This is a genomic window from Streptomyces sp. H27-D2 (assembly GCF_035828615.1).
In the GTDB taxonomy this organism is placed as follows: Bacteria; Actinomycetota; Actinomycetes; order Streptomycetales; family Streptomycetaceae; genus Streptomyces.
Map to the genome: position 1 here is coordinate 21,455 of NZ_JAYMZR010000043.1, position 25,121 is coordinate 46,575.

21 protein-coding genes, 1 tRNA gene and 1 riboswitch are annotated in these 25,121 nt (G+C 67.1%); of the genes, 9 read left to right on the forward strand and 13 right to left on the reverse strand.

Features of this window, described 5'->3' with window-relative positions:
* From trmB to QMK28_RS17905, 5 genes are all read left to right on the forward strand, one after another.
* Window positions 1-518, forward strand: a 518-nt coding sequence (gene trmB, locus QMK28_RS17885) for a tRNA (guanosine(46)-N7)-methyltransferase TrmB (protein ID WP_326439062.1), incomplete at its 5' end; no start/stop codon positions are given.
* Between the two features lie 386 nt (window positions 519-904).
* Window positions 905-2,353, forward strand: a complete 1,449-nt coding sequence (locus QMK28_RS17890; protein ID WP_326439064.1) for a PrsW family intramembrane metalloprotease — start codon at window positions 905-907, stop codon at window positions 2,351-2,353.
* A 276-nt stretch (window positions 2,354-2,629) separates the two neighbouring features.
* The gene (locus QMK28_RS17895; RefSeq protein WP_326439066.1) at window positions 2,630-3,757 is read left to right on the forward strand and encodes an SEC-C metal-binding domain-containing protein; all 1,128 of its coding nucleotides are present in this window, start codon (window positions 2,630-2,632) and stop codon (window positions 3,755-3,757) included.
* Between the two features lie 369 nt (window positions 3,758-4,126).
* Window positions 4,127-5,020, forward strand: coding sequence for a NaeI family type II restriction endonuclease (locus QMK28_RS17900; protein WP_326439068.1), 894 nt, complete (start codon window positions 4,127-4,129; stop codon window positions 5,018-5,020).
* A gap of 34 nt (window positions 5,021-5,054) precedes the next feature.
* On the forward strand, window positions 5,055-5,525 hold the full coding sequence (locus tag QMK28_RS17905; protein ID WP_326439070.1) for a very short patch repair endonuclease: 471 nt from the start codon (window positions 5,055-5,057) through the stop codon (window positions 5,523-5,525).
* On the opposite strand, the gene QMK28_RS17910 is transcribed toward QMK28_RS17905, so the two are convergent.
* The 4 genes from QMK28_RS17910 to QMK28_RS17925 all read right to left on the reverse strand — a co-directional run bounded on the left by QMK28_RS17910 (window position 5,442) and on the right by QMK28_RS17925 (window position 11,055).
* Complete coding sequence (locus QMK28_RS17910) at window positions 5,442-6,674, reverse strand: DNA cytosine methyltransferase (protein WP_326439072.1); 1,233 nt, start codon at window positions 6,672-6,674, stop codon at window positions 5,442-5,444. The genes QMK28_RS17905 and QMK28_RS17910 overlap by 84 nt on opposite strands.
* A 314-nt stretch (window positions 6,675-6,988) precedes the next feature.
* Window positions 6,989-8,824 (reverse strand): DEAD/DEAH box helicase, encoded by a 1,836-nt coding sequence (locus QMK28_RS17915; RefSeq protein ID WP_326439074.1) that lies wholly within the window; start codon window positions 8,822-8,824, stop codon window positions 6,989-6,991.
* Entirely contained in the window at window positions 8,821-10,230 is a 1,410-nt protein-coding gene (locus tag QMK28_RS17920; protein WP_326439076.1) for a transcriptional regulator, read from the reverse strand. Before QMK28_RS17920 ends, QMK28_RS17915 begins: the two co-directional genes overlap by 4 nt.
* Window positions 10,231-10,365: 135 nt before the next feature.
* The gene (locus tag QMK28_RS17925) at window positions 10,366-11,055 is read right to left on the reverse strand and encodes a hypothetical protein (protein WP_326439078.1); all 690 of its coding nucleotides are present in this window, start codon (window positions 11,053-11,055) and stop codon (window positions 10,366-10,368) included.
* A gap of 386 nt (window positions 11,056-11,441) precedes the next feature.
* On the opposite strand from QMK28_RS17925, the gene QMK28_RS17930 reads away from it, so the two are divergent.
* On the forward strand, window positions 11,442-12,179 hold the full coding sequence (locus QMK28_RS17930; protein WP_326439080.1) for a hypothetical protein: 738 nt from the start codon (window positions 11,442-11,444) through the stop codon (window positions 12,177-12,179).
* An 821-nt stretch (window positions 12,180-13,000) separates the two neighbouring features.
* On the opposite strand, the gene QMK28_RS17935 is transcribed toward QMK28_RS17930, so the two are convergent.
* Complete coding sequence (locus QMK28_RS17935) at window positions 13,001-13,645, reverse strand: ATP-binding protein (RefSeq protein ID WP_326439113.1); 645 nt, start codon at window positions 13,643-13,645, stop codon at window positions 13,001-13,003.
* A gap of 213 nt (window positions 13,646-13,858) precedes the next feature.
* Here QMK28_RS17935 and QMK28_RS17940 point away from each other — a divergent pair, with 213 nt between their 5' ends.
* Together QMK28_RS17940 and QMK28_RS17945 are read left to right on the forward strand one after the other, a co-directional pair.
* Window positions 13,859-14,704 (forward strand): helix-turn-helix domain-containing protein, encoded by an 846-nt coding sequence (locus QMK28_RS17940; RefSeq protein WP_326439082.1) that lies wholly within the window; start codon window positions 13,859-13,861, stop codon window positions 14,702-14,704.
* On the forward strand, window positions 14,704-14,913 hold the full coding sequence (locus QMK28_RS17945) for a DUF397 domain-containing protein (RefSeq protein WP_326439084.1): 210 nt from the start codon (window positions 14,704-14,706) through the stop codon (window positions 14,911-14,913). The genes QMK28_RS17940 and QMK28_RS17945 overlap by 1 nt, the downstream gene beginning before the upstream one ends.
* A 101-nt stretch (window positions 14,914-15,014) precedes the next feature.
* On the opposite strand, the gene QMK28_RS17950 is transcribed toward QMK28_RS17945, so the two are convergent.
* On the reverse strand, window positions 15,015-16,046 hold the full coding sequence (locus tag QMK28_RS17950; protein WP_326439086.1) for a hypothetical protein: 1,032 nt from the start codon (window positions 16,044-16,046) through the stop codon (window positions 15,015-15,017).
* 205 nt (window positions 16,047-16,251) lie between these two features.
* Between QMK28_RS17950 and QMK28_RS17955 the strand changes: the two genes are divergently transcribed.
* Entirely contained in the window at window positions 16,252-16,566 is a 315-nt protein-coding gene (locus QMK28_RS17955) for a hypothetical protein (RefSeq protein ID WP_326439088.1), read from the forward strand.
* A 122-nt stretch (window positions 16,567-16,688) separates the two neighbouring features.
* Here QMK28_RS17955 and QMK28_RS17960 read toward each other — a convergent pair whose 3' ends face one another.
* From QMK28_RS17960 to QMK28_RS17990, 7 genes are all read right to left on the reverse strand, one after another.
* Window positions 16,689-17,648 (reverse strand): aldo/keto reductase, encoded by a 960-nt coding sequence (locus QMK28_RS17960; protein WP_326439090.1) that lies wholly within the window; start codon window positions 17,646-17,648, stop codon window positions 16,689-16,691.
* Between the two features lie 209 nt (window positions 17,649-17,857).
* Window positions 17,858-18,940, reverse strand: coding sequence for a M23 family metallopeptidase (locus tag QMK28_RS17965; RefSeq protein ID WP_326439092.1), 1,083 nt, complete (start codon window positions 18,938-18,940; stop codon window positions 17,858-17,860).
* 11 nt (window positions 18,941-18,951) lie between these two features.
* Window positions 18,952-19,107: riboswitch (cyclic di-AMP (ydaO/yuaA leader) on the reverse strand.
* A gap of 234 nt (window positions 19,108-19,341) precedes the next feature.
* Window positions 19,342-20,568 carry a PP2C family protein-serine/threonine phosphatase gene (locus QMK28_RS17970; RefSeq protein ID WP_443050757.1) on the reverse strand — a complete coding sequence of 409 codons (1,227 nt, stop codon included), beginning with the start codon at window positions 20,566-20,568 and terminating at the stop codon, window positions 19,342-19,344.
* A 317-nt stretch (window positions 20,569-20,885) separates the two neighbouring features.
* On the reverse strand, window positions 20,886-22,583 hold the full coding sequence (locus QMK28_RS17975) for a DEAD/DEAH box helicase (RefSeq protein WP_326439094.1): 1,698 nt from the start codon (window positions 22,581-22,583) through the stop codon (window positions 20,886-20,888).
* A 297-nt stretch (window positions 22,584-22,880) separates the two neighbouring features.
* Window positions 22,881-23,084, reverse strand: a complete 204-nt coding sequence (locus QMK28_RS17980; RefSeq protein WP_053661143.1) for a cold-shock protein — start codon at window positions 23,082-23,084, stop codon at window positions 22,881-22,883.
* A gap of 319 nt (window positions 23,085-23,403) precedes the next feature.
* Window positions 23,404-23,473 (reverse strand) — tRNA-OTHER (locus QMK28_RS17985).
* A gap of 159 nt (window positions 23,474-23,632) precedes the next feature.
* Window positions 23,633-24,832: a hypothetical protein gene (locus QMK28_RS17990; RefSeq protein WP_326439096.1), complete on the reverse strand. Its 1,200-nt coding sequence runs from the start codon at window positions 24,830-24,832 to the stop codon at window positions 23,633-23,635.
* Window positions 24,833-25,121 lie beyond the last annotated feature (289 nt).

Sequence of the window (25,121 nt, forward strand, 5' to 3'; positions counted from 1 at the left end):
GAACGACGGGGAGGGAGGGCGAGGCGACCGCGCAGATGGCCGCCGCGGATCCGGACACCGGCATCCTCGCGGCGGACGTCCACACCCCCGGCATCGGCAATCTGCTCGGTCTCGCGGAGCGGAACGGCCTGTCCAACATCCGGGTCGCGAACGGCGACGCGATCATCCTGCTCCGCGAGATGATCGGCCCCGAAGCCCTCGCCGGTCTGCGGGTCTACTTCCCGGACCCCTGGCCGAAGAAGCGCCACCACAAGCGCCGCCTGATCCAGCCGGAGTTCATCGAGCTGCTCGCACCCCGGCTCGCGCCCGGCGCGCTCGTGCACTGCGCGACCGACTGGGAGCCGTACGCCGAGCAGATGCTGGAGGTGCTGAGCGCGAGCGCCGACTTCGAGAACACGCAGCCGGACGGCGGCTACGCCCCGCGCCCGGAGTTCCGCCCGCTGACCCGGTTCGAGGGCCAGGGCCTGGACAAGGGGCACGTCGTCCACGACCTGCTGTTCCGAAAGCGCCAACCGTAACCACCACGCCCCGCCCCGCTCTGCCGCCCCACCTTCCTCCTCCCCCACCCCACCCCCACCACCTCACCGACTCGTAAGAGATCGCGCACAGACGCACGAGGGGGCGCGAGCGGAAGCGAAGCGACCGGGCAAAGGTCATCACACCCGTAACAGCATCGCCCGACGCACGGTGGGCTGGTTAGGGTCGTGAGGTGCACCCGCCCCCGTACCAGTCGCCCCCGTCGTCGCAGTCCGGCCAGCCAGTACCGGCCGTCCCCGCGCCGTCCGCTTCGTCCGCTTCGTCCGCCCCAGGAGCGGGCAGTGGGGCGTACGGGGCTCCGGCGGCAGGCCCGGCGGCACCGCCGGTTCCCGCGTACGCGCCCGACCGCGGCCCCCAGTTCGCCGGGATGCCCGCGCCCTCGGAGTGGCGCTACAAACCGCGCCGCGCGCCTTGGTACGGCGGCAGGAAAACGCTGCTCGCCGTCGGGCTGATCACGCTGTTGACGCTGTCCGGGCTGGTCATCCTGGCGCTGGTGCGCGAGCAGACGGGCCCCGAGGGCTTCCTGGTGGGGCTGGGCCTGGCGGTCCTGCCGGTCCCGCTGCTGGTCACAGCCTTCTGCTGGCTGGACCGGGTCGAGCCGGAGCCCTGGCGCAACCTCGCCTTCGCGTTCGCGTGGGGCGCGTGCGCCGCGACGCTCGTCGCGATCATCGCGAACGGCTTCGCGACGCAGTGGCTGGCGTCGACGATCGCCGCCGCGTCGCCGGCCACGGCGGACACCTGGGGTGCGACGGTGGTCGCGCCGTTCGTCGAGGAGAGCGCGAAGGGGGCAGCGGTGCTGCTGCTGTTCCTCTTCAGACGCCGGAACTTCGACGGGATCGTGGACGGCGTCGTGATAGCCGGAATCACCGCTACCGGTTTCGCCTTCACCGAGAACGTCCTCTATCTCGGCAACGCCTTCGGCGAGGACCAGCACCTCGGCTACTCGGGCCTCCAGTCCACCACCGCCGCGACCTTCTTCATCCGCATAGTGATGTCGCCGTTCGCGCACCCGCTCTTCACCTGCGTCACCGGCCTCGCCTTCGGCATAGCATCCATGGCCGGGCACCACCAGCGCGTCCGCCGCGTCCTGCTGCCGCTGATGGGCCTGCTCACCGCGATGCTGCTGCACGGCGTCTGGAACGGCTCGTCCACCCTCGGCCCGTACGGCTTCATCACCGTCTACGGCCTCTTCATGGTCCCGGTCTTCGGCGTGCTGACCTGGCTGGTCATCTGGGCCCGGCAGAGCGGGCTGCGCTCCATACGCGCCCACCTGCCCGCCTACCAGGCCGCCGGCTGGCTGACCCCGCCCGAGCCCGTGGCCCTGTCCTCCATGAAGGCCCGCAACCTGGCCCGCACGGTCACCCGCCACCGCCACGGCAGACCGGCGGCCCGCACGGTCAGCGAGTACACCTCGTTCGCCACCTCCCTGGCCTTCCTCCGCGCCAGAGCCCACCGGGGCGCACCGGACAGGGACTTCACGGCGCGCGAGCAGGAGCTGCTGCATCACCTGTGGCAGCGCAAACACCTGGCGGCGCCGGCGCTCACGCACGCGACTCACGCGACGGCGGCGCGGGCGTACGCCCCGGCGCAGCAGCGACCGCAGCAAGGGCCGCAGCAAGGCTGGGCGCCGCAGCAACAGACCCCGTACGGCTACCCGCAGCCGGGGTACCAGCAGACCGGCTACGAGCAGGGCGGATACGCGCAGAGCGGCTACCGGCAACCGCACTACGCACCGCCGGGCCGGCCGCCGCACCCCTCCCCGTACGACGCTCCGCACAGCGCTTCGTACGGCCGCCCGCCGGGCTCGGCACCGTAGGCCCGGTACGCCCCCGGTACATCCCGTACGCCCCGCAGCAGCCCGGTCTCACCGGCGCTGACGTACCGGCGAAGCCCGATGGACCCGATGCACCCGGCGAAGCCGGCGAAGCCCGCCCGAATCCTCCGGAATCCGGCCGAGCGGGTCGGCACCCCGGGAGAAACCCAGGCGAGCCCCTACCCTGATCCTCCTGATTCCCCTCATTCCCCCGATCGCACCCAGCGAGCCCTTGGCCCAAGGCTGACGCCATCGCTTCGGAGCAGTAGCGTCCCCCGCGTGTCCAAGAAGCCACGCCGTACGAAGCAGGGGCAGCGCCCCGCCGCGGCCCCCTCGCCGATCCCTCCGATCTTCCTCCCCCCGCCCCGGACCGCGCCCGATCACACGGCCTCCGCACGTGAGTTGGAGGACTTCGCCCGCCAGTACCCCGAGGACCGCGAGGAGCTCCTCATCGAGGCGGCCGACAGCTGGGCCTCGGCCGGGGACCACGACCGAGCGCTGGACATCTTCGACGAGCTCTTGGAGAGCGACCCCGAAGACCCGTGCATGCTGGAGTGCTACCGGATCAGCGCCCTATGGCGAGCGGAGCTCGAACCCCAGGCCCGCGCCGCGTCCGCGCTGCTACGCCCCCGCCTGTCCCCGCATGATCCCGCCCCCTGGAACTTCATCGCCGAGACCTTCGAGGTGCACGACGACCTGCCGGCCGCCATGGAGTGGTTCACGGCCGGCATCACGCACACCCTGGGCCCCGTGCCCGCGCCGGACTCCATCGCGCCGGACGACCACTACATCGAGCAGCTCTTCATCGGCCGCCACCGGGTGCGCCGCCAGCTCGGGGAACCGCACGACGACTGGGACCGCCTCGCCCACACCCTGCACGAGACCCGCCTCCCGCTGATGCGCGGCAGGGCGAATCCGAATCTCGACGAGCTCCATTCCCCGGCCCGAATCGACGCCCTGGCATCGAGGGACCCGGAAGTCTGGGCCCGCGAACTCGAACACATCGACGCACTGGCCGCCGCCCGCAGTGCTTGCCTCCGCCTGACAGCCGTCCTGTTCTGGCCCGCGTCCGAATTCCCCGAACTCCTCCGCCGCCGACTCTCGTTCGCCGACCTCTACGGCACCGACCACGCCACCCACCTGGCCCGCGTCGAGACAGCCCTCCGCCGCCTCTCCGACGAGGGCATCACCCCTCTCGCCGCCGCCCGAGCCAGCGTCAGAGGCTACGAGTCGCACGCCCGCGACGAACACCAGAACCCGGAGTCGGAGGGCTTCCCCGCGACCTACGCCGCCCACCTCGCCGAAATGGGAATGGCCACCCCTTGGCCCCCGCCCCGCAACGCGCCCTGCTGGTGCGGGTCGGGCCGCAAGTACAAGAAGTGCTGCGGCAACCCGGCCACGGCTTGAGCGGTGCGCGGCAGGCGGTCTCCGTCCATTCACCCGTTCGGCCGTATGAGCCCGCCTGCCGGCAATGGACCAGCAAGGGGTCCAGCCGCCCGAAGCGCAGTGGCCTCCACGCGCAGGGCTACCAACAGCCGACCGTCCGGCAGCCTCCGGGCATCCAGCGGCCTGGCCCGCCGCACCTCGGCTACGGGCTGCTCAGCCACCCAGCGGATAACCAGCGACCGCACGCTTCTCCGTACGCTCCGCAGCAGCAGTACGGTACCTAGCGACGCTGATGGAGTTGCGGAGCCGCCTTGGTGCCGCTGGCTCTGCCAACCAGCGGCAGCGCTGGCGGCAATATCCTGCTTCTCACCCCCTGCAAAGGAGTTACCTGTGGCCCGGCTCGTGCTGCAACAGCCTGGGGAAACCTGCGCCAACATGGACGTTTCCGGGCATCGGCTACTGGCCCCCAGCGATGATCAAGAGCTTCAGCAAGTGTTTCAAGAGATCACAAGCAGACCGGTCGCTGAAAAGTACACTGAAGCGATCCGGTCTGCCATCGACTATGTACTCGATGGCCAACGCACTGGTCGCTTCGACCTTCTCTCCCCCAAGGTCCACCCTGGAGAACGCGCCTCCGTCGGTGCGAAACTTGAATACGAAGTACTGCGATCGTTCGACTGGCCCAAAGCCAAACCGCTCGATACCTCGATTTCTGGTGCGGCCGTCGATATTAAGGCGACTGTCGGAGACAACTGGGCCGTTCCCAGCGAGGCCCACTGCCAACTCTGCCTATGCACTAAAATACAGCTAAAGAAAAATCGCCACCGAACCTGGCTCATGCGCACACACAGGTCGTGGCTTTACCGTGGCAGCGGCAACAAAGACGGAAAACGAGGCATCGCCGTCGAAGCTCTCGAAAAATGGAGCATGCCGCTCTACGACTGGTCACCGCTCCCGGTAAACCCTCTGACATACCTCACAGAGGAACAGGCCAGTGAGATTCTCGCCGATAAACCCGGGCAAGAACAGCGCATGCTCATTCTATTTGGGTACCTTAAAGGAGTAATAATTCCACGTAGCGTGTTGGAAACGGTGGGAGCAGGGAAAAGAGACCCAGTACGCCGCGCGCGAGCGATCAAGGAGCGGGCCGCCCAACGAGGACTCCTACTACTGTGCGGAACATGGCAGGAAGACAGAGACCTCGCAGCAGCACGAAACATCAGCCTACCCAGGGATGACTGGATCGCACTGCCGATAGACAAGACAACAAATCTGGAATCGTAACGACAAAAGCACTTATGCCTCTGAAAGGAGCAGCGTGGCCGACAGTCGATGGACGCCCCCCGAAGGTTCGTGGGCCTCCTCGGCAGCAAACCGGCGGAACATGCAGGCCATCCGAAGCCGCGACACTAAGCCCGAACAGCTCATCCGTCGGCTCGTACACGCCCAGGGGCTTCGCTATCGCGTGTGTGCCAAGCCGCTGGCGGACCTTCGCAGGACAGCCGACATAGTTTTCCGACCTGCCAGGGTAGCCGTATTTGTTGACGGCTGCTATTGGCACGGGTGTCCTGAGCATTACGTATCCCCCAAAACCAACCCCGACTACTGGTCAGAAAAGGTCGCCAGGAACATCGCCCGAGACCGTGACACTGATCAGCAGCTCGCGGACGCTGGCTGGCTAGCTCTCCGGTTCTGGGAGCATGAGTCACCCGACGAATGCGCGCTCGCGATCTCCGTTGCTGTCAGCAGTCGCCGGCACCAACTCAGAGTCGACCGCGAAACGGGCTGAGGGAATCCTCTCCTCATCACATTCAACACGGTCGGAAAATCCAGGTTCTGCAGCACGAAGCACATCGCTGATTGCCCTCCCTACCGCCTCAGCCACCGGAGGAGGGAAGGCGTTTCCTACCTGACGATATTGGGCAGTCTTACCGCCAGAGAATTCCCATTCTTCGTCAAACCCTTGAATAATCGCCGCCTGCGAGACCGTGAGCATCGGGCCAGAATCAGTCAGAAAATCCCTCTCAGGGAGACATTCTTCCATCACATTAGCAACTCCGAGCCCATTAATGCCGAGCGACTTCCAAGCCGCCTTTGCTCGGCTTGGCCCCAGGTCCGCCCCGCCATGCTTTTTAGAGCCACCTACAAGGGTAGGTGCCACCCCGCCCCTATATGACTTATTCCACCAATGAGCGAATGCTTCATCGGCTTGCAAGGAATATTCAGGAAAGGATTTTTTGAGCAACTCAAGACGTCTCCCCATAGACGTCTCCAAAGCTGCCGCTGCAGTGACAGGAGCAGTGACTGTGGGAGTCGGCCACACAAACTTGACTCCCCTGGATTCAGCTCTCTCCAAGACGTCTTGGCGAATCGCTACTAGAATGGCACGCGGCCGGAGCTGCGGAACCCCAAAATGATGTGCCTCCAAAACATCCCATTCACACTTCACATACTTGAGATCCTCAAGTTTTTTGACGACGTCAGCCCGATATCCGTCGAACTTAGAGTCCCGAATACCGCGGACATTTTCAATCATCACAGCCTTTGGTTTCAGATGTTTCACCAGGTCTAGCATCACAGGGAAAAGGTCACGCTCGTCGTCCTTTCCCAGTTGCTTGCCCGCGTGAGAAAAAGGAGGGCAGGGGACACCACCTGCCAATAGGTCCAACTCCCCCTTCTTCTTGCCGTTCTCTTCATTCCCCACAGGAAGTCCAGCCAATTGCTCTGAACCAACGAAATCTTTCACATCCATTTTAACAACCTGGCAGTCAGGCCAGGCTTGCCGCTTGACAGCGTTCTCCTCCAGGGTCGAGCAAGCGTGTTCGTCGATCTCAACAAGCGCAAGGTGCTTAAAGAGTGCCTTGTGCAGTCCGATAGCCTGCCCGCCGGCTCCCGCGCAAATTTCGATCGAGGTCAGCAAGTGGTCGCTGGAACCCATCGAATCCTCCTGGTGTGGTTCATCGCAGACACACAAGTGTCGCAGAGACTGTGCTGCACATCGGCCGACACACAACTCCGCAGATCTACTTGTTGGACCCAGGCAGTCTCGCAGGCACCTGTGACAACGGACGGGCAGCCGGACGCGCGGCAGGTACCAGACACCTGGCCCAGACCCTGGCATGCCGGACAGTCGCCGATCGGCGAGAATCCGCAGACCGGTGCTGCCGAGCACCTGACTGGTCCTGCCCCGTCTTGAGCCGCGCACCCAGCGCCCTGACCAGCTCTGCAGATGCGGCAAGATCGCCTGCGCAGTCAGCGACCAGCGTCCAGGTGGCTTAGCAGCGCCCGTAGATCCGCCTCGTCCATCCCCAGAGAGGCTTCTTCCTCTTCTTCTGGGTCAGCGAGGCGTCGTACCGAGGGATCGTCCAGGATCGTTCCCATGAACTCCAGCTTCGTGGCCAAGCGCTGTTGGACTACTTCATCGATGGTTCCGCTTGCCACGAGTACGGTGATCCGGGTCTCTGTATCGGGTGCGAGTCCCAGTCGGTGAATCCTGTCGAGGCTTTGCAGAAAACGCCCAGCCGCGAAATCCCGGTCTACGTAGATAGCATCGTGACAGACGTGGTGGAGACTGATTCCCTCACCCAGGGTCGCAGGGTTGGAGAGCAGCACCATGCAGTCTGGATCCTTGCGGAAGCGCTGGATCTGATCCTCGCGGTCTGTGCTTCCGCCATGGACGATCGAGGGCTGGAATTTTGCGAGCGCGCTTTCCAGCGAGGTCAAGTTTCGCACAAATGTGGACCACACCAGCGTCTTTCGTCCCGCTGCCGCGTTCTCGGCGACGGTCTTCAGTACCGCCTCGTACTTCGGTGAGAGCTCGTACCTAGGCAACTCGCGCATCAGCTCGTGCAACGAACCGCCAGCAGGAGCTTCCAAGGGCGGCACATAGAACGGCAGCGGTTCGTAGCGTGTTCCCCCCTCAGACAGCAACGTGGGGCTCGTACTCGCCATCATCAAATAGACAAGGGTCTTCCCAAGCTTGGCGAACCGCTCCTGCTCCGCCGATCCGGCCTCCGCGAGGCGGTCAATAAGGGCCGTGTACAGCTTGCGGTGAGCTGCCGGAAGTTCGATGTACCGGATGCGTACGTCCACGGGAGGCAATCCGAGTTCGTGCTTCGTGGTGCGGGTGAACAAGGGCCGCAACACTTTGCTCGCGTGCGCGAGGTCGCCTCCTGAAACTGCCCGGTCCACTGCTCGCCGACCGTGACCTGGCCAAACGAAGGAGAGCAAGCTCTCCAGATCTTTAGCCCCATTCGGGGCCGGCGTACCGGTCAAGATCAACCTATTGCGTGCCAGCGGACCAAGCGCCATACATGCAGTTCCGTATGTGCCGCGCACTCCTAGCTTCATCCTGTGCGCCTCATCCAGCACGATCATACTCGGAGCCGCACTCAACCAATTCGCCAAGGTCGTGAGTGAACGGTTCAACCGCTCGTAGTTGACCAGCAGAATCTCCGCGCCGAGATCGAGCTTCTTCTCCAGAGTCTCTATCCGGAGAGGCTCAGCGAAACACAGTGCACTTTCCTCTTGCCACGCCTCATAGGCCGACTTCGGGCTCACCACCAGCAGACGAGAAACCCGCCCGGCCTCACGAAGCGCCGTGTAAACAGCGAGAGCAGTTCGAGTCTTTCCGGCACCAGGGACACTAAAGTTCGCGCCATGTGTCAACGACAAGAGCTTGGCAATATCCCGGAGCTGAAAGTCCGTTAGTGGGGCCTGCCAACTGACTCCGAGTTGGCCACGGACCTCGTCAGCCCTGACCTCCCCGACGACATCCTGTCCCTTCGTCCCCGCCTCGAGGCGCTGTTCCACGGCTTGGGCGTCCTGGACGGATCCTTCAGCGAGATCCTGAAGATCAGAGGCGAACCGCACCCCCATAGGGTCGTGCCAGCCACTGAGTATCGAAAGGTTCGCAAGGAACTCTTCTAGATCTACTTCCGCAGCCAGTTCTCCCCGCTGATTGCCGGTCGTGAAGCGGGCTGAAAATCTTACCAGTTGCTCATGACACCGCGGGACCGTCCTCAGAACAACCTTAGTCCGCGTCTCATCGAAATCAATTCTTAGTGTCGGCTCGTCCGTGGCAGTCATGATTTTTCCCCGCGGACGGCTTCGGACAGCCAGGCGACGCCATCGCCTGGCTCATCAAGGCCGCGGACTGCCTGCCGTGCCAATTTAGCCAGGCTTCCCCGGAGCCGTACCACTGCCTCGTCAAAACCGTCCTCGTCCAGACTCCGGGTGGAGCGCGCCTGTACGAGGTCAGAGATGCTTTGATTGATGGCTGCGCTAGCATCATCCAGGCGTTCTGCGGCAGTCTGCTGAACCCTGCGGAGTTTGTCATCGCGTTCGGCTACGTCGAGCGCTCGCCTCATGCCCTTTCGTACCGCTACTACTGCGGCCCTGGCGTCAACAGTCGCTTCACTGGGCAGCTGGTTCGACACCTCTGCTGCCACAGCCTGGAGGATTCGATCAGTAATTGCTCTGGCTTTCGCGACCTCTCCCGACACGGCAGGGGCAGTAACGTTGAGTCCAGGAATCTTCCCGGCCACAGGGTTCACCCCCCCGGCCGATTGGAATTCTACGGGGAGATGCTTAGTCAAATGCTTTTCTTGGAAATCTTCGCCAATAAGGCGGGTTCGCGTTTTGGCGAACCCGAGGATGATTGCTGAAATTCTGTTCTCTTTCACTCGTTCTGCTTGATCCTGGCTTTGCTGGCTCGTGAAATTCCGATGCAACTCTTTAAGATTTTCTTGGTGTCCCTCAAAATCCACTAGCCGCAGGCGGGCACCATCTACAGTCTGACTCCTGCTAATCATCTCCTGGATTACTTCAAGAATCCAGCGTTCCTGGTGATAAGTCCTAGTCTGGATATGGAAGTCTCGAGCGATATCTTCAGCCGCCCTGCCCATGAAGGCTTGCTCTTCCATCGCAAGCAGGCGGTTGATATAAGAATAGTCACGACGCTTATCCGGGCGAAGCTGCAGAGCGAGCTCGACGGAAGCGATGTCATCCCAAGTAAAGGATGCGGGCAGTACTCCGACGCGGATCGAAGTTTGCTTCAATTCTTTCAGAGCCGCAGCGCGTGTATTCCCATTGACGAGAATACCCTCACGCGTTACGAGCCCAGCTTCCTTCTGGCCCACTTCGGCCAGGCTTTCCTTAAGGGTTTCAAAATCTCGGTCAGACTCATCAGGGTTGGCAGGCTTGCCGAGCAGCAGGTAGTGCAGGTACTCCTGACTCTCGGGCAGCCAGGGATCCGCCGTCAGCTTCTGTTCCAGCTCCGGTTTGAGACTGCGCTGAGCGCGGATCCTGTGCGTGGCCGGATTGTAATAGAGATCGCGTAGCGGAACCTCGACAACACCAACGTGAAGTGGCTTGTTGTTCCACTCAACGGTGACTGTCTCTGCCGGGCGGCCACTGTCCACCGCCTCCTTGAGGCGGCGGGAGATCAGCTCACTGTTCTCTACGGCCTTCGGCGGTAGGGGAAATTTCGACATGCCCTTAGCTCGCTCTCATGTTCGCTCAACCTGCGGTTCGAGACCGTGCAGGCACTCTGCTCTACTCCGCCCTGCCGGCCTCTGGGTAGTTCGCCGCCCCTGCCCACGGCAGGAACATCGCCCAGTCAACCCCAGTCACTCGTTCTTCATCGCGGCCTGGACAGTCTGACGGGACTCCGCCGGCAGCCTGCGATACGCGCCCCAAAGGCGCTCCATCGTGCTGAAATCCCGCTGGTCGTCGGCTACCCACTGAGCGAAGTGCTCCCGCTCGATCTCGCTCATCCGCCTGATCTCGCCGAGAAGCTTGTCTGGATCAGCTTGGCTGCCTTGCCCGCCGACACGACACCTCCGGCACTCGGTGACCAGCTCGACCTCGGTCCGTCCCGCCGACTTCCGTACTTCGCGACGGGCAATGTCCAACTGCGCGATCCCGTTGCCGTCCTCGTACGCGTCACCGCCGGCGATACCGCAGACCCGGCACATGTAGTCGTCCGCAGCGAACACCTCCAAGCGGCGAGTTGCTGTGACGCTCACACCCGTCGTATGCGCTCGGCTCTGCCCCGGCTTCCAGACCTCAGCCCCCTTCTCGACGAAGCGCTGCTCGCTCGTCCTCAGCGTGGGGTCGTCCCGGTTGGTGTCGATACGCCAACCGCGGTCCCGCAGATCCCTCATACGACGGTCGATCTGAGCAGTCTCCGGGAAGGCTTCACGCAGCTCAGCCTTAGTGAAGATGTTGCCGACCCCGACCTCTGACAGCAACCACAGCGCGCACCGCACCATGGCTCCCGGTCGCTCATCCCGCCACGAAGGCAGTTCCTCGCCCATCACGATCTTGTTCGCCTCCTGCTCCTACGCTCTCGTTGCCCCAACTGCGTCCGGCTTCATCAGCGACGTCGCACGGTTGCGGCCAGGGTCATGATGCTCGATTCGTCAGAACTCATTCGACTCGCCCAGAGCGGTCTTTACAAGGCACAAGCGATCTTTGCGGCCAACTGCAAACAGGCCGGGGAACCAGGCAGGGGCGTAAGTGCAAACACAGCCAACTGCAATCAAGGGTGAGCTAGCGAAGCCGTGCGAGGACTCCCGATCTCCCACCCCGTACGTCAGACTGTCCACAACTGTCCGCCCTGCGTGCGACATTGACCGGAGATGTCAGTCCTGTGCACCACAATGAGCGGAACGGTTCGAGTCCTCGAGAAAGGTTATCTCTCATGCCGAGATTCGGGCAGGTCAAAGGCGGATTCTGCGAGGGGAGCAGTCCCGCCCGGCAGGAGTTCGCAGCGAGGTTCAGCAGTCTGATCGATGCGATTCCCGACGAGAAGCAGAAGGCCAAGGCACAGAAGGCGGGCCTTCGTCCGAGCACCCTGTCCTGCTACCGCCGCGCTCGCCGGGTACCCGACGTATGCAAGCTCGAGAGGATCTACAAGTCCGTGCAGCGCGCGGCCACATCGAGCCGCCTCCCGGTCACACTCCCTGAGCTCCAGGAACTCAGGGCTACCGCAGCGGCACGCCACCAGTCGACCTGTCAGACCGGCGATGCGATCCAGCGTCCGGCCTCGCCGTCACACATTCGTAGCGTGCAGACCGCCGCCAAAGTTGAGCGTGCGAATGCGGTCGGCACCCCACCGGCAGGCGACCGGCGCAACTTCGACAAGCGCGTTCAGTTGACCCTTGACACCCTTGCCGCCCACCAAGCGGCAGGGCGACGGCGGGACGTGCTGAGTCTGGCCTGGTCCGCGGGCAACGTGATGACCCCGATGCAGATCGCCCATGCCATCTCCGAACTGCACCTCCAGGGTGAGCAAGGCATCGCCGAAACACTCTTGCTCGGAGGTCGTAAGCGTGTGGAAGGAGAATCGATGCGCCTTGCGCTGGTGCTGATGGGCGAAGGGCTTCCCGGCTACGCCGAGATGGTCATGCGCGCGGCAATCACCACTGAGGCGGCCTGACCCTCAGCGGCACCCCACCGCCCCAGCATTAACGACCGCAATACACCTGCCCCAGCAGTCGTGCGACCCAGCGCGTTTCCGGCATCTGGGGTCGGCCAAAGCTGTCTTGCCCCTATTCACCCTTGTTCCACGCACCCGAGCCCGAGGAGCACCGTCATGCCCGAGAGCCAGTCCGGATGGACCGAGACCAAAACCGTGACCGAGGAGTTCCGGAAGACTGTCCAGTACCCGGACGGCCACTGGACAGTTGAAGAGGAATGTAGCGTCCGCACAGAGAGCTGTGGCGGCTCCTCCTCGACGAAGGCGGGGGGAAGCTAGCAGCCGCTTGCACTCGCCTTCAGAAGAAACCTGTCGAGCACCGGATACCTCGGCCGAGCCATATCGCTCCAGGTACCTCCTGCTGCGAGCGAATCAGCCACGCCCCGCCACGCCGAGTGGTTCACCTCACTGGCCAGCTGCTAGCGCAAGGGGGCTAACGCCTGCTCAATCTCGATGCGTTCATCCACGCGGGAAGCCTCGTCACTGGCCCAACCCGATCAGTGGCGCGACCAGCATGCCTCGTTGACGGGTGGTCAGCGTCAGCGTCGGTTGGATTCCGGGACTGACGTTGCCGTTCAGCTCGGGTGCGGTGGAGGACAGGCCAACAGGATCAGGGTGCTCAAACGGCAGATGCTCGGTCTCGACCTGCTGCGGAAGCGGGTCCTCCTGGCCGCATAACGGCCACCCCTGGGCGGTATCGCTCCGTCAGCACAGCAGTAAAAGTGATCCAGAACCAGAATTCAACCGACGCCGACACAGATCCCCGATCTCCGTGAGTTCCATCAGCCAGCTGCCTCAGCCTCGTAGTGCATCTGAGCTCGGTCAAGAATCTCGTCAGGGTCACGCCCATGGGCTCGAAGCCAATGGAGTACATCCGCGATCAGGTCGACCGCAGCCCCTTCTGCCACCGCAAGGCTGACCGGGCCCTTGGCCACAGGACCGATCACTGCTTCACATCGATAGAGGGTGAGCAGCGCCTCTGCCTTGGCCACCCGTGCTCCGCCGGCTGCGCTGTTCGCCGCGGTCAAGCCAGTGGCGATCTCGCACCACGTCGTCTTGCCGCTGTCCGTCGGGATCACACCCCACCGGTCGGTCATCGCGGTGACCAGCCCCAATCCGCGGCCCGACTCCGACGTGGCTGTGGCACTCAGGAGTACCGGCAGCACGCGGCCGTCGGGGTCGCGGACCTCGATGCGTAGATGCGTCCCGTTCATCGAAACCCCCAGGGTGGTCGGGGTTCCTCGTCCGACGTGGGTGATGACGTTGGCCACGAGTTCGCTGAGGCAGAGCTGCGCAGCGTCGATGAGGTTGTGAAGTCCCCAGGCCTCCAAGCGGAGGCGGGTGATCCGCCGGAGAGCGGAGACTTCCTCCGGCTCAGCGAGAAAGTGAAGCTCCCACGCCTTGCGTGGGACAACGTACTGACACATGTCCACGAGATTCGTTCCCTCCGCAGGGAGCGCGATAATCGCGCAATGTAATGGGCCCACCTCATAGAGTGGCAGTGGGAGTTCCAAAATGGAACTCTCAAACACCGTCGCTTGGCGTGCGGGCAGGCGCTCACGCCCCCGGCGTGCGCTCTCTTGTGTCGGCTACGCCCCGACATGCAGGCTCTTGGCGATCGATTGGGAGGGTTCTGAACCATGGCTGTTGGACCAACGACCCGGCGCCGCCAGCTCGGTGCCGACCTGCGCCGTCTCCGCGAACGCAAGGGGCTGACGCTGGAGGATGCCGGCGCGCTGGTGGGTATCTCCAAAGCCACCTTGAGCAGGTACGAGACGAAGGAGGGCACGGTCAAGTGGCCCGCCATCGACGCGCTGTGCCGTGCTTACGACGCGTCCGACGATGAGCGCCTGGCTCTCGTGGAGCTGGCCAAAGGCGCGAAGATTCAGGGCTGGTGGCGGTCGCTCGCCGATCCCATCCCGGAATCCATGAACCTCATGCTCACGCTGGAGGACGAGGTTGTTCGCGAGGACCACTACGCCTGCATGTACGTCCCGGGCCTTCTGCAGACACGCGCGTACGCGGAAGCGGTGCACCGCGCCTCCGAAATGCGGTGCACCGAGCACGAAGTGACGCACATGGTCGACATCCGTATGAAGCGTCAGGAACTGTTGCAGCGCGAAGATCCGCCCCACATCTGGGCCGTGATCGATGAGGCGGTCATCCGGCGGATGGTCGGTGGCCAGGACACCATGCGCGAGCAGCTCCGGGCTCTCCAAGAGAGGGCACGAACCGCTCAAGTGACCGTTCAGATCCTGCCGTTCGAGGCCGGCGCACACGCGGCCGCAGTGGGAAGCTTCGTCGTTCTGGGTGGGCCCACGGCAGCACTCGACGTCGTCTACGTGGACATCATCGGCGGCGGCTTGTTCATGGAGAAGCCGCCGGAGCTCGCGCGATATAGGTTGGCGTTCGAATACCTACGCGCGCAGGCGCTGGACATCACAGCTTCGGCGGCGTTTATCGAACGGGTCGGCAAGGAGCTGTGATGGAGAACCGCCAACACGCGGGAGGCAACGGCCCCTGGTTCAAGTCCTCGTACAGCGGGGGCAGCGGAACCGAGTGTGTGGAGGCGGCTTTCCGGAGCGGCGGTGCATCGGTCCGCGACTCCAAGGACCGGCGTGGGCCGATGCTCGACTTCTCCTCGGAAGCATGGCGAACATTCGTCAATGCGATCCGCAACGCCCACATCGTGTGATAACCCCCTTCGGGCGTGCCGGGGTGTGGAGTATTCGACAACTTGAAGTTGTCGAATACACCACACCCCGTCCGCAGTCCCCCGCCAGCCGCTGCCCCGTCCTACCTGACGTGCACCCTCACCCCGGCCGGCGCACCCGCGCGCAGGCCGCTGGCCAGGGCGGTCTTGAGGGTGTGCAGGAGTTGGTCCGGGTCGCGGCGGATGGTGGTTGGTGTGACGGTGACGACGCGCAGGCCGTGTCCCTCCATGCGCAGGCGACGCTCCTGGGTGTGTTGCCAAGCGTCGCGGAGGAAGTGGTGAGCCAGGGAGTCCACCTCCAGCACCACGCCCGCATCCGGCCAGTACGCGTCGGGCCGCGCGATGAACCGGCCGGTGGGGGTGCGCAGCTCGGGGTTCCACAGCGGGTCGGGGAGGTCGGAGCGGCGGATGAGGTCGCGGGCGTGGGCCTCGGCGACCGAAGCGACACCCGACGCCAGATCCTCCGCGGCGGTGGCCACCGTGGGGTTGGAGCCGAGCTGTGCTGCGGCCAGTTCCGCGAGGAGAGCGTCGGGCTGACAGATACCGCGTTGGACGGTCGAGGTGAGCAGCGCGCGCAGCGCGTCCGGGTCGCCCTCCCAGCGTGCGGCGGCGTCGGCAGCCGCGCGCGAAGCGCGGGTGCAAGGGATGCCCTCGACGCGCAGGGCAGCGGGCCAGCGCCTCGTACGCATGATGCGGACGTACCCGGTGTCGGTCAGCCGCCGGGCCCCCGGCACGAGGACCCGGACGAGTTCGGCGGGGTCCGGCAACCCGGCTCCGGCCCCGCCCCGGGCGAACGTTGCGGCGCGGGCCCTCAGTCGTAGTGCGGCGGTACCGGTGAGCAGGGCCGTGTCACCCGAGAGCAAGCGCGCGGGATACGTCTGGTCCGCCGCGTAAAGGACTGCGGCCAGCAGGAGTTGGTACGGGTCCGGGGCCCCGGAGTTGAGCAGGATCACGTGCGGCAGCAGTCGTCGCCAGGGGCCGCCGGCTCGGGTCCGCTTGGCGATGGTGGCCGATGGCATACCCGCGGCGATGAGCTGACTGCGGGTGGCCAGGCCACGTTGGTGGGCGCCGAGGCGGTCGACGGCGGTTCGGTCGTACGAGATCGGTGTGGGCACACGGGCGGGCTGCCCAGGCGAAACGGTCCGGCACTCGGATCTGAGCCGTTTTGGGACGTGAGCGTGACCAAGGTGTGGAGTATTCGCCGCCTTGAAGTTGTCGGGCACTCCACACCAGTCCGTGCAGAGCCACGGCGTCTCGGGCGTAGGGTCGGCTGGAGTTGTCCCAAACGTGCCGGTACAGGCATAGGTGGAGGTATGAGAGATGGCTGGGATACCGGCAGGCGTAGTGGCTGCGGGCGGGCTCATCGGTGGGTACGGCGCGGCTCGGTGGACCAAGAAGCGGCCGCTCGGGGCGGTTGCGTTGGGGGCTGCCGGGGTCGTGGCCGCGCGTGCTTGGAATCGGCAGGCGGGGGCCGGGACCGCTGCCGCGCTCACTGGGCTGTACGTGGCCGGCTTCGCCGGGTCGCATCCGTTGGCGAAGCGGCTCGGCGCTTGGCCGGCGGTGTTCGCGGTGGCGGGCGGGGTCGCGCTCGTGTCGTGGGTCGCGGTCGACCGGCGGGAGTCGGCCGCGGTCTGATGGGTTGGGGCTGGGGGCGGCCTCACGGTTGGGGCGGGCAGCCTCATTCCGTGTTGCGGGGTGAGCGAGCCTCGCGCGCTCCGGGGGCCGGGGGCCAGTCCCCCCGGTCCCCGCCCCCGGCCTCAGGCGGAAGCCGTCGTAAGAGTCGCCACTTCCACGTCCGTCAGCTTCAGCGCCGGTACGGCCAGCAGCGCCGGGAGTTGTTCGACTGTGCGGGCGCTCGCCATCGGGGCTACGACTGTCGGCTGGGCCGCGAGCCAGGCCAGGGCGACCGTCGCGACCTGGGCGCCGCGCGCGGTGGAGATCTCGTCCAGGGCCGCGAGGACCTTCTGGCCGCGGTCGGTGTCGAGGTGCTTCGCGGCGCCCTCGGCGCGGGCGCTGTCCACGGAGGCGCCCGGACGGTACTTGCCGGTGAGGAAGCCGGACGCGAGGCCGTAGTACGGGATGGCGGCCAGGCCGTGGCGGGCGGCGACGTCCGCGAGGTCGCCCTCGTAGGAGTCGCGCGAGACCAGGCTGTAGTGCGGCTGGACGGCGACGTACTTGGCGAGGCCCTCGCGCTCGGAGAAGGCGAGGGAGGCTTCGAGGCGCTCCGGGGTGATGTTGGAGGCGGCGATCTCGCGGACCTTGCCCGACTTCACCAGGTCGTCCAGCGCCGTGATGATCTCCTCGACGGGGACCGACGGGTCGTCATAGTGCGTGTAGTACAGGTCGATGTAGTCGGTCTGCAGGCGGCGCAGCGACTCCTCGGCGGCCGACTTGACGGTCGGGGCGGCCAGCCCCTTGTAGTCGGGGTGCGCGCCCGCCTTCGTCGCGACGACGACGCCGGCCCGGTTGCCGCGGGACGCCAGCCAGTTGCCGATGACGGTCTCGGACTCACCGCCGGAGTTGCCCTGCACCCAGGCCGAGTAGACGTCTGCGGTGTCTATGAAATTGCCGCCGCCTGCGGTGAAGGCGTCGAGGACGTCAAAGGACTGCGCCTCATCAGCCGTCCAGCCGAAGACATTGCCTCCGAGCGTGAACGGGAATACGTCGAGGTTGCCGATCTTTTTCGTGTTGCCGATCTCTTTCGTCGTGTCAGTCATGGGTTTTTCCAACGCGCGGTTCGTGGCTTTTATTCCATATGGTGACCAACGGAGTTGGGCGTAGCGCGGTGGGAGGGGCGTGGCGGGAGGGGCGCGAGGCGTGGAAGCGGGGGGCGCGCAGATCCCGGCCCGCGCCCCCCGCGCTCGCGCCCTACGGCTGAAGCCCGCCCTACGACCGCGAAGCCCGCCCCACGACCGCGAAGCCCGCCCTACGGCTGAAGCCCGCGCTCCCGCAGCCAGCCCATCGGGTCGATCGGGCTGCCGCCCGGCCGTACCTCAAGGTGCAGGTGCGGGCCGGTGACGTTGCCGGTCGCGCCGACCCGGGCGATCACGTCGCCCGTGTTCACCTGGCCCGACGTCTTCACCATCGATGAGAGATGGCAGTACCAGAGCTCGGTGCCGTCATCCAGTTGCAGCACGATGCGGTAGCCGTACGAGCCGGCCCACCCGGCCGACTTGATGGTGCCGCTGTGCAGCGCCTTGGCGGGGGTGCCCGTCGGGGCGGCGAAGTCCTGGCCGGTGTGGTTCGCGGACCACAGGTCGCCAGCCTGGCCGAAGCTCGACGTCAACGTGTAGGAGGCGACCGGCAGGACGAAGCTCTTGGCCAGTTGGGCGCGGCGCTCGGCCTCGGCCTTCTTCTCCGCGGCGGCTTCCGCCTTGCGCTTGGCCTCGGCCTTCTCGGCCTTCGCCTTGGCCTCGGCGTCCGACTTCGTCTTCGACGCCTGGCCCGCGGCCTGCTCGGCGGCGCTGCGCGAGGAGGCGTCGAGCGACGCCTGGTCCGCCGCGGCCTGCTGCTGGTCGGCCTGCTGGAGGATGCGGGCGCGCAGGGCCTCGCCGGCGTCCGCGCCCTTGTCGGCCTCGGCGTCGGTGAGCCCGGCCTGGGTGAGCGGCGCCGCGGCTGTCGCCAGCTCGGCGGCGCTCACGTCCGTGTCGGAGCCGTCGGATATCAAGTCGCCGATGCCCGGCAGCGACTTCGCGTCCGGGAGGCTGTCGGCGACGGTCGAGAGGTCAGGCATGGAGATCGGTACCCGCGGCTTGTCCTTCGCGGTGGCCATGCCGCCCGCGCCGACCGCCGCGATCACGCCGACGCCGAGAACGGCGCCGCTGCGCGCCATACCGCCACCGCGCTGCTTGGCGACGCGGTGCCTGCCACGCACCGGGGCGATGGACTCTTCGGTGGGATTCCACTCGCCCAGGGGCTGATCGCCGTACCCGAGGCCGGGCTCCGCGGGGGAGCCGTAGGGGCCGAACGGGTTGTACGTAGCCTCGGGGGCAGGCTTGTTGGACGCCACGAGGGCGCTCTCCTTTCCTTCCTTCTCGCCTACCGGGTTAGCTGACGGGTTCGGAGTAGGAAGGTCTCCTACGGGTCAGGTTCGACCCGATTCACCCCAAAGATTGGTTCCCCGGTTCCCTGGGCGGTGCGGTACTGCTGTGGTGCGGGATTCGGCGACTGCGCGCGGTGCCGTCTCTAGTGGCGGCTGTTACGACCGCGCTGCGTTATCGAACGTTAATAGACAGGGAGGCGGGAGTCCAAGCCTTCACCGGAAACTGTCCCGCCTTTGACAAGGACCAAGTGGGGCATGAGGTAGCGGATAGGGGCGAGTTGACCTCATGAGGGAAACCGCTCGACGCTGATCGTGTGTCAGTCGTTATACGGAGGCGCGTCCGCCGGTTACGGAACGTAGGCGCGAATTCACGCGGCCGGAACGGAGCTCGTCCCCGGCCCCGACGGCACAGCTCGTACCCGCTCCGCACCCGGTTCCCAACCGGTCCACACGCGGCGCCGCCCCGGCCTCCGCAGCGCGAGCAGCGCCATGTCATCCGTCGACGCGCCGCCCGTGTGCAGCGCCACATCGGCCACCACCCCGTCCAGCAGCTCGTCCGGCCCCGGGAAGGTCCGCCCGCGCAGCCGCTCCAGCGGGTCGTAGAAGACGCCCCCGCCGTCCCGCGCCTCGGTGACCCCGTCGGTGAAGAGCAGCAGTGTGGCCCCCTCGGGGAACTCCAGCTCGTCCGCCCGGTCCGGCCAGACGCCCAGGTCCGCCATGCCCAGCGGGAGGGCGTGCGCGGACGGCTCCGCGCCCCGCACCGAGCCGTCCGCGAGCAGCAGCAGCGGCGCCGGATGGCCCCGGTTGAGCACCCGCAAGACGCCCGGCCCCTCCGCACCGTTCGGGATCTCGGCCAGTACGGCGGTGGTGAAGCCCTCGAACTGGTCCAGCCCCTCCCGCCGCCCGCCCTCCCGGCGCAGCGCGCGCTCCAGCCGCCCCGCGAGCGCCTCCAGGTCCGGCTCCTGCTCCGCCGCCTCCCGGAACGCCCCGATGACGATCGCCACCGCCTCCACGGCCTCCAGGCCCTTGCCCCGTACGTCGCCCACGATCAGCCGTACGCCGAACGGGGTGGCCTGCACCGCGTAGAGGTCGCCGCCGATCCTGGCGTCCACCTGCGCCGCCTCATAGCGCGCCGCCACGGCCAGCCCGCTGATACGGGCCGGGGGCGTCGGCAGTACGGCCCGCTGCGCGGCCTCGGCGATCGTACGGACCGACTCCAGCCGCCGGCCGCTGCGCCGGACCAGCCGGTTGATGACGATGGCCAGCCCGGCCACCGTCACCACGGTGGCCAGCTCGGTCAGCGACTCGGTGTGGTCGGTGAGACCGCGGGCGAAGAGCAGCAGGAAGGTGGCGACGACCGCCGCGACGCCGGTCGTCAGGGTGGCGCGCAGCGAGCACAGCGGGGCGGCCACCAGCGGGGCGGCCGAGAAGAAGGGCGAGGCCGTGTAGTTCATCGGCGTCGCCACGTCGAAGACCGTGCCGCCGATGATGAGCAGGGCGGGCAGCCAGTGGGCGACCCAGCGCGGCGGACCGTCGGCGCGCAGGACCGACCGTGCGCCGCCGCGCTCCCGGTGCGCCCCTCCTCGCTTCCCCACCTGAGTCTCCTGACCCCTCCGCCCGCGGTCGCGGTCGATTCCGCGGCTGCCGGCGCCGCACTGCTTCTCAGGCTGGCCGGTATGCGGTGGGCGCGGCCAGTCGGCTTGTGCCATGCGGGTGAATCCCGCCCCCGGCGCAGGCCTCCGGCCCCCCCGGCACAGCGAAAGACCCCAGCCCGCCCGAAGGCGACCTGGGGTCTTCCCATGCTGTTCCGCTGTGCTGCTCTCTTCCGCTGTCCGGCCGCTCCAGCGACCCGCCGCCCTACCGGACCCGGTCAGAACCGGACCTGATCAGCAGCGAGCCACCCGCGATCGGATCAGGCAGCCGAGGCCCGACGACCGCCGGAGCCGCCGTTGGCGCTGCGGCCCGACGGGTTGCCACCGCGGCCGGACGAGTTGCCGCCACGACCGCTGGAGGCGCCCCCGGTACGGCCCGCGGACGGGGCGCCGGTACCGGCGGCGCCACGCGGACGGCTGCGACGGGCACGGCCGGTGCCCGCACCGGGACCCGCGCCACGGGGGCGAACGGGCTCGGCCGGAGCCGCGATGATGATCGGGACGCCGCTCGGCGTACGCGCGCCGGTGATCCGGGTCAGTTCCTCGTCGCCGGAGCGCACCTGCGCGGTGTTCGGGCTGATGCCCGCGATGGTCATCATGCGGGCCATCTCGCGACGCTGGTTGGGCATCACGAGGGTGACGACGCTGCCGGACTCGCCGGCACGAGCGGTACGGCCGCCGCGGTGCAGGTAGTCCTTGTGGTCGGTCGGCGGGTCGACGTTCACGACGAGGTCGAGGTTGTCGATGTGGATGCCGCGCGCCGCGACGTTCGTCGCGATGAGCGCGGTGACGTGCCCGCTCTTGAACTGGTCGAGCGTGCGGTTGCGCTGCGGCTGGCTCTTGCCGCCGTGCAGCGCGGACGCCCGCACGCCGCTGGCCAGCAGGTGCTTGGCGAGACGGTCGGCGCCGCGCTTGGTGTCGACGAACATGATCACGCGACCCTCACGGGCGGCGATGTGCGTCGTGGCGTCGCGCTTGTCGGCGTCCGTGACGTGCAGCACGTGGTGCTCCATCGTGCTGACCGCGTTGGCCGACGGGTCCACCGAGTGGGTGACCGGGTCGTTCAGGAAGCGCTTGACGAGGCGGTCCACGTTGCGGTCCAGCGTCGCGGAGAACAGCATGCACTGCCCGCCCTGGACGACCTGGTCCAGCAACTTGGTGACCTGCGGCAGGAAGCCCATGTCGGCCATCTGGTCGGCCTCGTCGAGCACCGTGATGGAGACGTGGTCGAGCTTGGCGTCACCGCGGTTGATGAGGTCGGCGAGGCGGCCGGGAGTGGCCACCACGACCTCGGAGCCGCGCTGCAGCTGGTTGGCCTGCCGGGAGATCGACATGCCGCCCACGACCGTGGTCATCCGCAGGTTGACCGCGGTGGCGTACGGGGTGAGGGCGTCGGTGACCTGCTGGGCCAGCTCACGGGTCGGGACGAGCACCAGCGCCAGCGGGCGCTTCGACTCGGCGCGCTTGCCGGCGGTACGGGCCAGCAGCGCGAGGCCGAAGGCCAGCGTCTTGCCGGAGCCGGTACGGCCGCGGCCGAGGACGTCACGGCCGAAGATCGCGTTGGGCAGCGTCGCGGCCTGGATCGGGAACGGCTCCGTCAGACCCTCGCGGGTCAGCGTCGCCAGCAGCCCGGCGGGCATGTTCAGGTCGGCGAAGGCCTCCACCGGCGGGAGCGCCGGGGTGCTGCTGACCGGCATCGCGAACTCTGCGGCCGGAGCCGCGGTCGCCTGGCGGCGCGGAGCGGAGGACGACTGGGTGCGGGGGCGGCCACCGCCACCGCCGCCATTGCCGCCGCCGCCATTGCCGCCGCCGGAGCGACCGCCGGACGGGCGGCCTCCGCCGGAGCTGCCGGAGCCGCTCGACGAGCCGGCGCGGCTGCCGAACGGGCGGTTGTTGGCATAGCCGGAACCGGCGGAACCAGAAGTGGGGGTACGGGGGGTACGGGCAGCGCGAGTCATACGCGAGGTCCTTCCTCAAAGGGGTGGCACGCTTCGAGGAAGACCTGGCGACGCAAGGTCGCGAAGAGGTCACAAGAACGAGCCGGGATGAAGCGGGGCCGAAGCGGGGCGAGAAATCCACGGCGCGCTTCGGATGGCCTGCCGGCGAACCGACGGCGGTACAAAAGGTGGAACGGTGATACCGGTGCAGCGAATGCATCCGGACCCTGGAAACGCGAGGCCTTGCGCCCGTCGCTTCGAAGGCAGCAACAGGGGCCCGCACCCTGCGGTGCGGGCCCCTGCCAGGTGCTCTAAACGTCAGGCGGGAACGATGTTCTCGGCCTGCGGGCCCTTCTGGCCCTGCGTGACGTCGAAGGAGACCTTCTGGCCTTCCTGGAGCTCGCGGAAGCCCGAGGTGGCGATGTTCGAGTAGTGAGCGAAGACGTCAGCGCCGCCGCCGTCCTGCTCAATGAAGCCGAAACCCTTTTCGGCGTTGAACCACTTTACGGTGCCAGTAGCCATATGTCTGTCTCCTTATGGGGGCAGGTATCGAAACCCGCACTTTACGGGCCTCGGTTCGCTGCTGCGCTCAAACTTCTGAGCGATTGGGCCCCACACCGGAAACATCCCGGCTAAAAACAAAGTGCGCCTACGGAAACACTACCGTTAGGCGCACATAAAGTTCATGGGTACCAAAACTGCAACGCAGTCACTCTAGCACAGGATCTTCGCAACAGCGTGTTAGGTGGATCACCGCGCGAACAGACGCGCCCCATCCGGACGAATCCGAATGGGGCGCGTACACACAGGCCGCCGGCGGCGAGACCAGACGGCCCGTGGGTGGGTCATCAGGGAATCGAACCCTGAACCAACGGGTGACTACCCGCCGCTCTGCCAATGAGCTATGGCCCTCGGGAGCAGTCTAGCCTCCCGCCGGAGCGCCCTTCACCGCCGACGCCGCGGCACGGGTGCGGGACCGGGCCGGGACCGGGCCGGAGCGCGGATTCCGCCGCGCCCCGGCCACCCCGTACGGCGGCCCGCAGACAGCCGCCGCCCTACAACCCGCCGCCCTACATGCCTCTCACCGTCACGCCCACCCGCTCCTGCTCCTCCTCGCGGTAGAGCAGGACCGTGCCCGCGCACAGGGCGCTGACGACGGCGAACGCCACCCCCACCAGCCCCGGCCAGCTGACGACCTCGCCCAGGACGCTGCGCAGCGGGTCGATGAGGCCGACCCGGGACATGGCGTGCAGGCCCATGACCCCGATGGCCGTGGCGGCGCTCGCGGCCCAGAGCAGGGCCGTGTCCCGTGCCGCCAGCCGGAAGGCCAGCAGCAGGCAGAGGCCGGTGATCGCCAGGGAGACCACGTCGGCCGGCCGGCCGGCGCCGACGTGCGGCAGGCTCACCGGCAGGTGGCTCAGGCCGGTGACGGCCAGTGCCGCCGCCGCGGGCCAGCGCAGGCCGGACCACAGCGGCTCGCCCACGGCGTGTTCGGGCTGTTCGGCCGGGTGGCCGACGGCCCGCTGCGGCTCGGTCCGCTCCTCGGCCCGCTCCTCGGCCCGGTCGTCGGCCCGGTCGTCGACGCGGGTGGGGGCCGCCCGGGCGAAGACGCGCTCCGCGAAGGCCACGCCCGCCAGCGACTGGGCCGGGGCCTGCACGTGGCCGTGCTGCCAGTCCGCCGGGGCGTCGGGCTCGTACGTCGGACGCGCACGCGCGACCGCCCCCCGGTCGGCTGTTCCGCGGGGGGCGGCCATCGGGGGTACCCGCCCCTGGGAAGCGGCGTCGGCTCCGGCGGCGAGGTGGTCGGCGCCGACGAGGTCGGCGTCGGCGCGGCTGAAGCCGCTGGAGTCCGTCTGGCCGTCCCGGAGTCCGGCCGGCGGGCTGTCGTCGTCCGGCCGGCCCAGCAGGCCCATCAGCTGCACGACTTCTTCGACCGACCTGCCGACAGCCGCCGCGCGCAGCGCCTCGTCGCCCGATTCGGGCGCGTGCGGATGCTCGTTGAGCAGGGCGATCAGTTGCTTGACTTCACTCACGGGACGGACGACGGCCGCCACCCGCAGCGCCTCGTCACCGGGGTTGGGGAAATCCCCGGTGCGCTTGAGCAGGTCCACGAGGGCGGCGACTTCCCCCAGGGGACGGTTGGTTGCCGCGGTCCACAGCAGGGTGCGGACGGACGCCGCCTCCGATACCGCGAGCGGGACGACTGGGCCGGGACCGGACATAGGCAGGTCAGCCTCGCCGGTGACACGAAGAGCTGGCTCGGGGGACATGGCGACTCCACTGAACGAGGGAAGAGTGCCGCACGCGAGAGGCGATGACACTTAGCGATCGATTGGACACGCTGCGTCCAGCCAAGTCCCGCGTGCTCGTCCGCGCCATCCGGGACGGGCCATCCGGGGGAGGCGCGCCTCGTCCCCGGAACAAGCCGGGCGTACGCCCCACGCCTCAGGGGTCGGTACCGCGCGCCGGGGACAACGGCCCCGCGGGGGTGTCGCGCACGGCGCGTGCCCCGATCGGAGGCGGTGCCGGAAGACCGGCGCCGCCTCCCCGTCCGTCACG

Bases quoted from the DNA above. Each gene is read 5' to 3' on its own strand.
- QMK28_RS17910 (WP_326439072.1), bottom strand. From the start codon at position 6,674: ATGGGTTCCAGCGACCACTTGCTGACCTCGATCGAAATTTGCGCGGGA.
- QMK28_RS17945 (WP_326439084.1), top strand. From the start codon at position 14,704: ATGGAGAACCGCCAACACGCGGGAGGCAACGGCCCCTGGTTCAAGTCC.
- QMK28_RS17980 (WP_053661143.1), bottom strand. From the start codon at position 23,084: ATGGCTACTGGCACCGTAAAGTGGTTCAACGCCGAAAAGGGTTTCGGC.
- QMK28_RS17930 (WP_326439080.1), top strand. From the start codon at position 11,442: ATGCCGAGATTCGGGCAGGTCAAAGGCGGATTCTGCGAGGGGAGCAGT.
- QMK28_RS17955 (WP_326439088.1), top strand. From the start codon at position 16,252: ATGGCTGGGATACCGGCAGGCGTAGTGGCTGCGGGCGGGCTCATCGGT.
- QMK28_RS17990 (WP_326439096.1), bottom strand. From the start codon at position 24,832: ATGTCCCCCGAGCCAGCTCTTCGTGTCACCGGCGAGGCTGACCTGCCT.
- QMK28_RS17975 (WP_326439094.1), bottom strand. From the start codon at position 22,583: ATGACTCGCGCTGCCCGTACCCCCCGTACCCCCACTTCTGGTTCCGCC.
- QMK28_RS17960 (WP_326439090.1), bottom strand. From the start codon at position 17,648: ATGACTGACACGACGAAAGAGATCGGCAACACGAAAAAGATCGGCAAC.
- QMK28_RS17915 (WP_326439074.1), bottom strand. From the start codon at position 8,824: ATGACTGCCACGGACGAGCCGACACTAAGAATTGATTTCGATGAGACG.
- QMK28_RS17925 (WP_326439078.1), bottom strand. From the start codon at position 11,055: ATGGGCGAGGAACTGCCTTCGTGGCGGGATGAGCGACCGGGAGCCATG.
- QMK28_RS17890 (WP_326439064.1), top strand. From the start codon at position 905: ATGCCCGCGCCCTCGGAGTGGCGCTACAAACCGCGCCGCGCGCCTTGG.
- QMK28_RS17940 (WP_326439082.1), top strand. From the start codon at position 13,859: ATGGCTGTTGGACCAACGACCCGGCGCCGCCAGCTCGGTGCCGACCTG.
- QMK28_RS17920 (WP_326439076.1), bottom strand. From the start codon at position 10,230: ATGTCGAAATTTCCCCTACCGCCGAAGGCCGTAGAGAACAGTGAGCTG.
- QMK28_RS17935 (WP_326439113.1), bottom strand. From the start codon at position 13,645: ATGTGTCAGTACGTTGTCCCACGCAAGGCGTGGGAGCTTCACTTTCTC.